The sequence below is a fragment of the Marinobacter flavimaris genome, from assembly GCF_002933295.1.
Classification (GTDB): Bacteria; Pseudomonadota; Gammaproteobacteria; order Pseudomonadales; family Oleiphilaceae; genus Marinobacter; species Marinobacter flavimaris.
The window spans coordinates 71,764-83,705 of sequence record NZ_PSSW01000009.1; the positions used below are offsets into that span (position 1 = coordinate 71,764).

Sequence of the window (11,942 nt, forward strand, 5' to 3'; positions counted from 1 at the left end):
TACTCCGTGCCACCAGCAACACGGTCTGTTAACAAGTTCCGGATTAAGCCTGTGGCTGGCAGATAACGCTACATCCGGCATTTCAACGACAAAAAGGTGTAGTCAGGCCTGACCTGCTGCGGCCATACACCTGTCTAACACCTCTTCTATACTCAACCCCGTAGAATCAATGACTTGCGCATCATCTGCGGGCTTGAGAGGGGCTGCGGAACGGTTCATATCCCGTTCATCACGAACCCGTATCTCCTCTAAAAGGGCGTCAATGTTAACATCGACACCCGCGTCCTTCAACTGGCTATAGCGCCGCTGGGCCCTCTCCTCGGCGCTTGCCGTCAGGAAGATTTTTACCGGTGCATCCGGAAAAACCACCGTTCCCATATCACGGCCGTCGGCCACCAGGCCCGGCGCCTGCCGGAAGTCCCGCTGGCGTTGCAATAGCGCATCCCGGACCGGCTGCATGACCGCCACCTTCGAGGCGTTGTCGCCAGCCGATTCTGTACGTATATCTGCTGTTACATCCTGGCCGGCAAGAATCACTTTTACCGGCTCACCTTCCGGAGTGGGCTCAAAGGCCACATCCAAACCGGCGGCGACTTTTACCAGGCCGTTCTCGTCATCCAGAGACACACCCTGGCGGACCGCGGCCAGCGCCGTCAGCCGGTAAAGGGCACCACTATCAAGAAGATGCCACCCGAGCTTTCGGGCCAGCATCTGGGTGATGGTGCCTTTGCCGGAACCTCCGGGACCATCAACGGTAATCACCGGCGCACTGCTAACAACCATTATTCAGCCCCCTCGGCTGAGATATTGATCCCCGTTCCGTGCGCAAGTTCCACAAAACCGGGGAAAGACGTAGCCACGTTCGCACAGTCGTTCACCGTAATGTCACCCGCAGCGCGCAGGGAAGCGACCGCAAAGGACATCGCGATGCGATGGTCGCCATGACTGTTCACGGTACCGCCACCGATGGTCTGACCGCCATCGATAATAATGCCGTCAGGCGTGACGGTGGTCTCGACTCCCAGTGCAGCAAGGCCATCTGCCATCACCTGGATCCGGTCGCTTTCCTTGACCCGAAGTTCCTCTGCGCCCCGCAGCACCGTACGGCCATTGGCGCAGGCCGCGGCAATGAACAGCACCGGGAATTCGTCGATGGCCAGGGGCACCTGATCCTCAGGGATGTCGATGCCCTGGAGCTCCGCGGAGCGGACCCGAAGGTCAGCAACCGGCTCACCACCGATTTCGCGCTCGTCCAGAATCTCGATATTGGCGCCCATCTGATTCAGGATGTTGATCACACCAACCCTGGTCGGGTTCATTCCAACGTGGCGAAGGATCAGATCGGAGCCCGGGGCGATACTGGCCGCGACCAGGAAAAATGCAGACGAAGAAATATCGGCAGGGACGTCAATATTGGTCGCCGTCAATTTGCCGCCGCCACTAACACTGGCGGTCGCGCCGTCCCGGTGGACGTGGTAGCCAAAGCCCGCCAGCATGCGCTCGGTATGATCGCGAGTAGGCGCCGGCTCGGTCACCGATGTACTGCCCTCGGCATAAAGCCCGGCCAGCAGAAGACACGATTTCACCTGGGCACTGGCCACCGGCATTTCATAGTGAATACCGGACAGCTTCTGGCCACCACGGATTTTCAGTGGCGGGCGCCCCCCTTCTGCGGTATCGATAACGGCGCCCATCGCCCTGAGCGGATCGGCAACCCGCCCCATCGGGCGACCGGAGAGACTCGCATCGCCGGTCAGCTCGGAATCAAAGGGCTGGGCCGCCAGCAAACCGGCGAACAGCCGCATGGCGGTTCCCGAGTTACCCAGATACAGAGGCCCGCGGGGGGCCTGAAGCCCGTGCATGCCAACACCATGGATGCGAACAAAGCCGTCGTCCGGGCCTTCAATGGTAACGCCCATATCCCGGAATGCCTGGAGCGTCGCCAGGCTGTCTTCACCCTCCAGAAACCCTTTCACTTCGGTTACGCCATCTGCCAGAGCACCCAGCATGATGGACCGGTGCGACATTGACTTGTCGCCGGGCACCCGGATATCACCGGTGATCGCGCCACCGGGCTGAAGACGGAACGTTACCTGCTTTTCACTGTTGTTTGTCACGTAAGCCTGTCCTGAGAGCATCTTCGAAAAATGTTCACGCGCCGCCTTGGCGCGACTGAAAACCCGCAACAACGTGGCGCTGTCCTGATTGGCAATGGCAGTGCGCAGTTGTTCGAGGTCGTGGGTAAAGTGGTCAATGACACGAAGAACCGCATCACGGTTCGACAGAAAAATATCGTGCCACATCACCGGATCGCTGGCCGCAATCCGGGTGAAATCCCTGAAGCCACCGGCGGCGTACCGGAAGATGTCCATGTTCTCATCTTCACCCGCCAGGGTATCTACCAGGGAGAACGCGATCAGGTGAGGCAAGTGGCTGGTGGCTGCCAGCACCTCATCGTGATACGCCACCGACATGGTCAGCACCGTGGCACCGCAGCCCTCCCAGAGCCCTTGCAGGCGAGCCAGGTGGGGCTGACTGACATTGTCCGGCGGCGTAAGGATGACCTTGTGGTTGGCGAAAAGCTCGGGATTGGCCGCCCGGATGCCACTCTTCTCGGAACCGGCAATGGGATGACCGGGAATAACCAGAGGCGACAAGCCGCCGAACACGGCCTCAACATCGGTTACGAAGCTGGATTTGGTACTCCCGACATCGGTGAGTATCGCGTCCGGCTCCAGAGCCGGGCGAATCTGCTCAAGAACCGCGCGTGTTGCCCGCACCGGAACGGCAAGCACAACCAGGTCCGCGCCACGAACAGCATCAGACACCGTTGAAGCCGCCTGATCGATCACACCCAACTCTTTGCCGAGTTGCAGTTCCTCAGAGCGATGGTCCGCACCAACAACCGTACCCGCAAGCCCATTGCGACGGATCGCGCAGGCCAGGGAGCCACCGATAAGCCCCAGGCCAATCACCGCTACCCGTTTAAACAGAGGCTCGGAAGACGTCATATCAGTCGCTGAGCCCCGATGCAGTCAGGGCCTGGGCCAGAGCTTCAATAAAGCGCTCATTTTCTTCCGGCAGCCCTACGGACACCCGAAGATGACGGGGCATGCCATAGCCCGTGATGGGCCGGACAATTACACCGTGTGCGAGCAGAGCCTGGTATACGCCCATGGCCTGCTCCCCCACTTCCACGGCAACGAAGTTCCCGGCCGACGGAATGTAACCGAGCCCCATCCGGTCAAACGCCTCCTGCAACTGACGCAGGCCCGCTGTGTTCACATCCCGGGAACGCTGCAGGTAATCCTCATCATCCAGAACGGCAGTGGCGGCAGACAGGGCAACCGTATCCACGTTGAATGGCTGACGCACCCGGTTAAGAATGTCTGCGATGGCCGGCGAGGAGATACTGTAACCTACCCGCAGAGCCGCCAGCCCCCAGGCTTTGGAGAACGTGCGGCAAACGATGAGATTCGGGAAACGGGCCAACAGCTCGACACCGTCCGGGTATTGATCACCGGTCAGGTATTCACAGTAGGCCTCATCCAGAACCACAAGCACGTTCTCGGGGATTTTCTTCAGGAACGCCTCGATGGCGTCCGCCGTGTGAACGGTACCCGTCGGGTTGTTCGGGTTGGCGACAAACACGAGGCGAGTGCGATCAGTAACCGCTACGGCCATGGCGTCCAGATCGTGCCCCCATTCCCGGGCAGGCACAGACACACCCCTGGCACCGATGGCCTGTGTCACCAGGGGGTAGACAGCGAACGCGTACTGGGAGAAAACCACTTCGGAATCTGCATCGGCGAAACAACGGGTAATGACTTCCAGTACATCGTTGGAGCCGTTACCAAGGGTAATCTGATCCATCCCGACGTTCAGACGCTTCGAAAGCGCCTGCTTCAGGTTGAATCCGTTGCCATCGGGATACAGACAAAGCTCGGAGAGGGCCTGCCGCGCGGCCGACAGCGCTTTTTCGCTCGGCCCCAGCGGGTTTTCGTTGCTCGCCAGCTTGATGATCTCTGCCGGATTGAGGCCAAGCTCACGGGCCAGCTCTTCAATCGGCTTGCCCGGCTGATACGGTGAGAGGGCCTGTACGCCGCGAACCGCCAGGCTCTGGTAATCAATGGCCATAAATCGTCCTCGACACTCTTTGCTCAGAAACGCAGGTGCAGATACTTACAGAACGCCAATCGGGTAGGAACCCAGGCGTTTGAGCTCAACGGCCTCTTCATCCACTTCTGCCAGAACCTTCCGGACCTGTTCGTCTTCCATATGTCCCTCAAAATCGATGTAGAACACATAGGCCCAGGTGCCACTTGGCGAGGGCCGCGTTTCGATTCTGGTCAGGCTGAGCCCGTGACGATGGAACGGCTCGAGGAGCTGATACAGGGCCCCCGGTTTGTTGCGCATGGACACCAGGATAGACGACTTGTCGTGGCCACTGGCAGGCACTTCCTCCCGGCCAATGATCAGGAAGCGTGTGGTATTGTCCGGGCGATCCTCAATACTGTTCGCCAGCTTCTGCAGGCCATAGAGCTCGGCCGCCATATCACCGGCAATAGCCGCCGTGCCGGGCTCCTCGGCTGCGCGCCGGGCCGCTTCCGCATTGCTGGAGACGGTAACCCGCTCGATGCCGTAGCGGTGGGTGTCCAGCCATTGCCGGCATTGGGCAAACGATTGCTGATGGGAATAAATCCGTGTGATTTCCTGGTCGCCATGCTTCGGAGACACAAGCAGGTGATGGTGAATCCGCAGCTGAACCTCGCCGCAGATCTTCAGCGGCGAGGACATGAACATATCCAGGGTGTGGTTGATCATACCCTCGGTCGAGTTTTCGACCGGCACCACCCCGTAATGGGCCGCGCCGGATTCGACCTCCCGGAATACCGCATCAATGGCCGGCAAAGGCACGCTGACCACCGAGTGACCAAAATGCTTGAGCGCTGCCGCCTGTGTGAAGGTGCCAATCGGACCCAGGAAGGCAATGTGCATGGGCTTTTCCAGCGCCAGGCAGGCCGACATGATTTCCCGGAACAGACGGGCCATTTCCTCACCCGACAGCGGCCCCGGATTCTGTTCCTTGATGCGGCGAAGCACCTGGGCCTCCCGCTCGGGGCGATAGAAAAAGACGTCCTGCCCCGGATTGGCGGTCATTTTAACGTGCGCCACTTCCTGGGCACAGGCGGCCCTGGCACTGATCAGCTCCATGATCTTCTGATCAAGTTGATCGATCTCGTCCCGCAGCTCTCCGAGCCGAACCTGCTCATCACTCATGATCAGCCACGCTCCTTCGCAAATTCGGTCATGTAGTCGATCAGTGCATCGACACCGGCTTCTGGCATCGCGTTGTAGATGCTCGCACGCATTCCGCCAACCGACCGGTGGCCGGCCAGGTTCAGCAGGCCACGGGCATTGGCACCCTTCAGGAATTCACCGTTCAGGGCATCATCCGCCAGCGTGAATGGCACGTTCATCCACGAGCGGAACCGCGGATCGATCGGGTTGGCGTAGAACTCGTTGGTATCGATGAAATCGTAGAGCTTGCGGGCCTTGCGCAGGTTGATCTCACCCATGGCCTTCACACCGCCCTGCTCTTTCAGCCACTTGAACACCAGACCGGCCAGGTACCAGGAGTAGGTCGCCGGCGTGTTGTACATGGAGCCGTTATCTGCGATCACCTGATAATTCATCATGGTCGGGGTCTCCTTGCGGGCCTTGCCCAGGAGATCCTTGCGGATAATGACCACCACCAATCCCGAAGGACCGATGTTCTTCTGGGCACCGGCATAGATCACACCGAACCTGGAGACGTCCACCGGCCTCGACAGCATTGATGAGGACATGTCGGCCACCAGCGGCGTGCCCGGGCTATCCGGAATAAAACCGAATTCCAGGCCACCGATGGTCTCGTTGGGCGTGTAGTGGAGATACGCCGCGTCGGCACTGGTCTGCCAGGAGGATTGATCCGGAATCGTGGTAAAGCCACTGTCTTCCGAACTCGCAACCACATTCACCTTGCCATAGCGACTGGCCTCGGCAATGGCCTTCTTGGACCAGATGCCAGTGTTCACGTAGTCCGCAGAGCCTTTTTCGCCCAGCAGATTCAGAGGAATGGTGGAAAACTGGCTGGACGCTCCACCCTGCATGAAAAGAACCGCGTAGTCGTCCGACACGCCGGCCAGTTCACGCAGATCTTTTTCTGCAGTTTCGGCAATCTGGACAAACTCGTCGCTGCGATGGCTCATTTCCATCACCGACATGCCGGTACCGCGCCAGTCGAGCATTTCATCCCGCGCCTGACGAAGCACGCTCTCCGGCAAGGTGGCCGGACCTGCACAAAAGTTATACGCCCTGCTCATGTTGCTGCTTTCTCTCAAGTCTTGCTGAATCTGTCCGTGGCAAGTGCCGGCTTATTCGTCGCCGGCACTCTCGCCTTCTTGGCCTTCTTGGCCTTCTTCCGGGCTCTCGTCGGCAACAATCGGATTGCCTTCACTGTCGAGCTCTTCGTCGTCGGTTTCCGCAATCCGCTCAACGCCAACCAGCCGCTCGTCTTCCTGGCTCAGCTTGATCAGGCGCACGCCCTGGGTGTTCCGGCTAAGAACCGACACTTCGTCTGTCCGGGTACGCACGAGCGTGCCCTTGTCAGAGATCAGCATCATTTCGTCACCGTCGAACAGCTGGAGGGCTGTCACCAGGTTACCGTTACGCTCGGAGCACTGCATGGCGATAACGCCCTGGCTGCCGCGGCTGTAGGTCGGGAACTCGTCAATGGCGGTACGCTTGCCGTAGCCGTTTTCGGAGGCAGTCAGGATAACCCCGCCGTCCTGCGGTATGATCAGCGACACCACATGGTGACCCTGCGGCATCTTGATACCGCGAACACCACGGGCTGTCCGGCTCATGGGACGAACGGCTTCTTCGTTGAAGCGCACCGCCTTGCCAGCGGTCGAGAACAGCATGACCTCGGCATCGCCTTTGGTAATGGCTGCACCGATCAGGGTATCGCCCTCATCCAGCGACAGGGCAATCAGGCCGCTGCTGCGCGGACGCGAGAAGTTCGGCAACGGCGTTTTCTTGACCACACCGGCCGAGGTGGCCATCAGCACGAACTGGTCTTCCGGATAATCCCGAACTGGCAGGAAGGTGGTAATACGCTCGCCTTCGTCCAGCGGCAGGATGTTCACCATGGGCCGACCGCGGGAGGCGCGGCTGGCACGCGGAATCTCGAAGACCCGCAACCAGTAAACCTTGCCACGGTTGGAGAAACACAGAATCGTGTCGTGGGAGTTCGCAACCAGCAGCTTCTCTACAAAGTCTTCATCCTTCATGGAGGTTGCTGCCTTGCCGCGACCACCACGACGCTGAGCCTGGTAGTCTTCCACTGCCTGGGTCTTGGCGTAACCACTGTGGGAAATGGTCACCACCAGGTCTTCTTCATCAATCAGGTCGGCGATGGTCAGGTCGCGACGGGAGCTGGTAATTTCGGTACGACGCTCGTCACCGAACTCGGTAACGATCGCTTCCAGCTCTTCCCGGATCACCTGGAGCAGCCGCTCGGGGTCGCCCAGGATGTCCAGCAGATCGGCAATCTTGTCGAGAATTTCCTTGTATTCGTTCTGGAGCTTCTCGGTTTCCAGACCGGTCAGGCGGTGCAGACGCAAGTCCAGAATGGCCTGGGCCTGTTCCGGTGACAGATGATACAGACCTTCACGCAGACCATAGATCTCTGGCAGGTCGTCCGGACGGCAGGCGTCCTGGCCGGCACGTTCCAGCATGGCCATGACATCGCCCGGCGACCAGCCCTTGGCAATCAGTTTTTCCTTCGCTTCGGCGGCGGACGGCGAGGCCTTGATCAGCTCGATAATCTCGTCGATGTTGGCCAGGGCAACCGTCAAACCTTCCAGAATATGGCCACGCTCACGGGCTTTGCGCAGTTCGTAGATGGTCCGGCGGGTCACCACTTCACGGCGGTGACGAACGAACGCATCCAGCAGCTGCTTCAGATTCAGGGTTTTCGGCTCGCCATTGATCAGGCCAACCATGTTGATGCCGAATACGGTTTCAAGCTGGGTCTGGGCAAACAGGTTGTTGACCACAACGTCCGGGTTCTCACCCCGACGCAGCTCGATCACCACCCGGATACCTTCCTTATTGGATTCGTCCCGCAGTTCGGAGATACCTTCAAGACGCTTTTCTTTTACCAGCTCCGCGATCTTCTCGATCAGGCGGGCCTTGTTCAGCTGATACGGCAGCTCGGTGATGATGATGGCATCGCGGTTGGTCTTGTTGTCGTGCTCGATCTCGTGACGGGCACGGATATAGATGCGGCCGCGGCCGGTGCGGTAGGCCTCTACAATGCCGGCACGACCATTGATAATGCCCTCGGTCGGGAAATCCGGGCCCGGAATGAATTCCATCAGCTCATCGATGGTCAGGTCCGGGTTATCAATCAGCGCCAGGCAGCCATTCACGACTTCCGTCAGATTGTGCGGCGGAATATTGGTGGCCATACCAACGGCAATACCGGAAGAACCATTCACCAGGAGATTGGGAACCCGGGTGGGCAGAACCTCGGGAATCCGCTCGGTGCCGTCGTAGTTATCAACGAAATCGACGGTTTCCTTGTCCAGATCCGCCAGCAGGGAGTGAGCGATCTTCTCCATGCGGATCTCGGTGTAACGCATGGCAGCCGCGTTGTCACCGTCGATGGAACCGAAGTTACCCTGGCCATCAACCAGCGGATACCGCAGGGAGAACGGCTGGGCCATACGTACGATGGTGTCGTATACCGCAGAGTCACCGTGGGGGTGGTATTTACCGATAACATCACCCACCACACGGGCGGACTTCTTATAGGCCTTGTTCCAGTCGTTGTTCAGTTCGGACATGGCGAACAGAACGCGGCGGTGAACCGGCTTGAGGCCATCCCTCACATCCGGAAGCGCCCGCCCGACGATCACGCTCATGGCGTAATCGAGGTAGGACTGTTTTAACTCGTCTTCAATATTGACCGGCAGGATCTCTTTGGCTAACTCACCCATCGAGAAAGGTTCCTTTGCGTTATCTGGAAGTCGTATCGGGGCCGTTTCCGGGCCCCATAGTTATTCTTCAACAAGCCGCCAAGTCTACCACAGTCGCACCCTTTCCGGGGCAACTGTGAGGCAGCCTTAATCAAACACCACTGTCTTGTTTTCGTAGGTGATCACCCGGTCTTCAATGTGTGAGCGCAGGCCCCGGGCCAACACGTTCTTTTCCACATCCTTACCCAGGCGAACCATATCCTCGATAGAGTCGCTGTGGGTGATCCGGATAACGTCCTGCTCGATGATCGGGCCCTCGTCGAGGTCCTGAGTCACGTAGTGGCAGGTGGCACCAATCAGCTTAACACCGCGGCTGTAGGCCTGGTGATAGGGGCGTGCACCGGCGAAAGACGGCAGGAAGCTGTGATGGATATTGATCACCTTGCCGGAGTATTTCTCGCAGAGCTCGCCAGGAAGGATCTGCATGTAGCGCGCCAGCACCACCACATCGGCCTCATATTTCTGGAACAGCTCATCAATATGGGCGAAAGCTTCCTCTTTGTTTTCCTTGCTTACCGGCACGTGGTGGTAGGGAATCTCATGCCACTCCACCATCCGGCGCAGGTCGTCGTGGTTGGAGATGACCGCCACGATCTCGGCATTGATCTCCTTGCTGTGCCAGCGGTGCAGCAGATCAGCCACACAATGGGATTCCTTGCTGCACATCAGGATGACTTTCTTGGGCTGGGCCGAGTCGGCAATGTGCCAGTTCATATTGAATTCGCGGGCAATCGGCTCAAACGCGGCGCGGAACTGGTCCAGACCGAACGGAATCGAGGTGGCCTTGATCTCGTGCCGCATGAAAAACCAGCCGGTTTGCGTGTCGGAATGGTGACTCGCCTCGGTAATCCAGCCATTGTATGTCGACAGAAAATTACTCACCTTGGCGACAATTCCCACCCGGTCGGGGCAGGAAATCACAAGACGATAGGTATGCTCCATGAAAGCCTTTCCTTAACTGAAATCCGGGAAAGCAGGTGCGTCGGGGAATCACCGCCGACATTAACGGCAGGTTAACGGTACGCACCTATGAAAATGACCGGCTATCATAGCCTATCTGAACGCCAGAAACGAGGAATGGAGATATGGATAGAGGCCTCTACCAACGCACAATCAAAAACCTCGCCACGGGGCGCTCAGGCCGCCTTTCGATTGCGGCCGCCTTGACCTTTTTCATCACCACCGCGCCGGCCTTCGGACAGGCCATTCTCGAGGGTGAGCGGTTTCACCCGGTTACCGCAACCCAGGGCATGGTTGCCACCAGCCATACACTGGCCACCGAGGTGGCTCTGGAAGTGCTGAAAAACGGCGGCAATGCAATCGATGCAGCCGTTACCGCCGGTTTTGCACTCGCTGTCACCCAGCCCCGTTCCGGCAACATTGGCGGTGGCGGTTTCATGCTGATTTCCAGGGGCGACGGATCAGATCCGGAAGCCATTGATTATCGCGAAAAAGCGCCCGCTGCCGCCACAGAAACCATGTTCCAGGACGAATCCGGCGAGGTGGTCAGGAACCGCAGTCGTTTTACCCATCTGGCCGCAGGGGTTCCGGGCACGGTTGCCGGCCTTGCACTGGCGCTGGAGCGGCACGGCACCATTACCCTCAAGCAGGCACTGGCGCCGGCCATCAAATTGGCCCAAGACGGTTTCGTAGTGCCCCAGCGTTTTACTGAAGGTCTGGAGCAGGCCCGGGAGAGACTCGAGCGATGGCCCGCCACCCGTGACACCTTTTATAAGGAAGACGGCAGCGCCTGGCAGCCCGGGGAACGCTTTCGACAGCCGGAACTGGCGGCAACACTCCAGCGCATTGCCGACAACGGCGTGAAAGGCTTTTACGAAGGCGAAACCGCCGATCTGATTGCCAGCGAAATGGAACGGAATGGCGGCCTCATCACGCACCAGGACCTGAAAGACTATCGCCCGGTTGTCCGGGCGCCGGTTCACGGCAACTATCGCGGGTACGATATTTTCTCGATGTCGCCGCCCTCCTCCGGTGGCACGCACATTGTCCAGATCCTGAATATCCTGGAAGGCTTCCCGATGGCCGAGTTTGGCCATAACTCCGCTGATGCGATTCATCACATGGCCGAAGCCATGAAACTGGCCTACGCCGACCGTTCAAAATACCTTGGCGACACGGATTATGTGGAGGTGCCGCTGGCCGGGTTAACCAGCAAAGGCTACGCAGAAGAACTGCGCAAAGGCATTGATCCGGACAGGGCACGACCGGCCAGCGACATCGATCCCGGCCAGCCGGCTGCCTGGGAAAGCCCTGAAACCACCCATTTTTCCGTTGTGGATAAATGGGGCAACGCCGTGTCCAACACCTACACCATCAATTTCAGTTACGGGTCAGGCATTACGGTGGAAGGCGCTGGATTCCTGCTTAACAACGAAATGGACGACTTCAGTGCCAAGCCCGGTGTACCCAACGCCTATGGCCTGATCGGCGGCGAAGCCAACAAGGTCGAGCCAGGCAAACGCATGCTGAGCTCCATGTCGCCCACTATCGTTAAGAAGGATGGCAAGAACGTTCTGGTGACCGGCAGCCCCGGAGGCTCCCGGATCATTACCACCACCTTGCAGGTGATCCTCAATGTGATTGATCATGGAATGAATATCCAGACCGCCGTGAGCGCGCCGCGCATGCACCACCAGTGGCTGCCGGATGAAATCCGGATCGAACAGGGCATCAGCCCCGACACCATCCGGCTTCTGCAGGAGCGGGGGCACACGGTGGCCGGTGGATCAGCCATGGGCGCCATCCAGAGCATCCTGATTGACGAAGACGGTGTTCTCAATGGTGGCGCTGACCCGAGGAGGAGCACTTCGTCGGCCATGGGCTATTAACGGGCAA

General features: G+C 59.0%; 8 protein-coding genes. 1 reads left to right on the plus strand and 7 read right to left on the minus strand.

What is annotated here, in order from left to right; all coding sequences use genetic code 11:
- Nucleotides 1–102: 102 nt before the first annotated feature.
- The 7 genes from cmk to purU all read right to left on the minus strand — a co-directional run bounded on the left by cmk (nucleotide 103) and on the right by purU (nucleotide 10,028).
- Entirely contained in the window at nucleotides 103–783 is a 681-nt protein-coding gene (gene cmk, locus MDHKLMBL_RS15725; protein ID WP_014576793.1) for a (d)CMP kinase, read from the minus strand.
- Entirely contained in the window at nucleotides 783–3,011 is a 2,229-nt protein-coding gene (locus MDHKLMBL_RS15730) for a bifunctional prephenate dehydrogenase/3-phosphoshikimate 1-carboxyvinyltransferase (protein WP_104271398.1), read from the minus strand. The genes cmk and MDHKLMBL_RS15730 overlap by 1 nt, the downstream gene beginning before the upstream one ends.
- 1 nt (nucleotide 3,012) lies before the next feature.
- A complete protein-coding gene (gene hisC, locus MDHKLMBL_RS15735; protein WP_104271400.1) occupies nucleotides 3,013–4,137 on the minus strand; it encodes a histidinol-phosphate transaminase in 1,125 nt (374 codons plus the stop codon).
- Between the two features lie 45 nt (nucleotides 4,138–4,182).
- Nucleotides 4,183–5,280 carry a prephenate dehydratase gene (gene pheA / locus MDHKLMBL_RS15740; RefSeq protein ID WP_008172067.1) on the minus strand — a complete coding sequence of 366 codons (1,098 nt, stop codon included), beginning with the start codon at nucleotides 5,278–5,280 and terminating at the stop codon, nucleotides 4,183–4,185.
- Nucleotides 5,281–5,282: 2 nt separating this feature from the next.
- Nucleotides 5,283–6,365, minus strand: coding sequence for a 3-phosphoserine/phosphohydroxythreonine transaminase (gene serC / locus MDHKLMBL_RS15745; RefSeq protein ID WP_104271402.1), 1,083 nt, complete (start codon nucleotides 6,363–6,365; stop codon nucleotides 5,283–5,285).
- Nucleotides 6,366–6,416: 51 nt separating this feature from the next.
- Nucleotides 6,417–9,047, minus strand: a complete 2,631-nt coding sequence (gyrA, locus tag MDHKLMBL_RS15750; RefSeq protein WP_104271404.1) for a DNA gyrase subunit A — start codon at nucleotides 9,045–9,047, stop codon at nucleotides 6,417–6,419.
- A 126-nt stretch (nucleotides 9,048–9,173) separates the two neighbouring features.
- Nucleotides 9,174–10,028 carry a formyltetrahydrofolate deformylase gene (gene purU, locus MDHKLMBL_RS15755; protein WP_008172070.1) on the minus strand — a complete coding sequence of 285 codons (855 nt, stop codon included), beginning with the start codon at nucleotides 10,026–10,028 and terminating at the stop codon, nucleotides 9,174–9,176.
- Between the two features lie 143 nt (nucleotides 10,029–10,171).
- On the opposite strand from purU, the gene ggt reads away from it, so the two are divergent.
- Nucleotides 10,172–11,935 (plus strand): gamma-glutamyltransferase, encoded by a 1,764-nt coding sequence (gene ggt, locus MDHKLMBL_RS15760; protein WP_092031829.1) that lies wholly within the window; start codon nucleotides 10,172–10,174, stop codon nucleotides 11,933–11,935.
- Nucleotides 11,936–11,942: the final 7 nt, after the last annotated feature.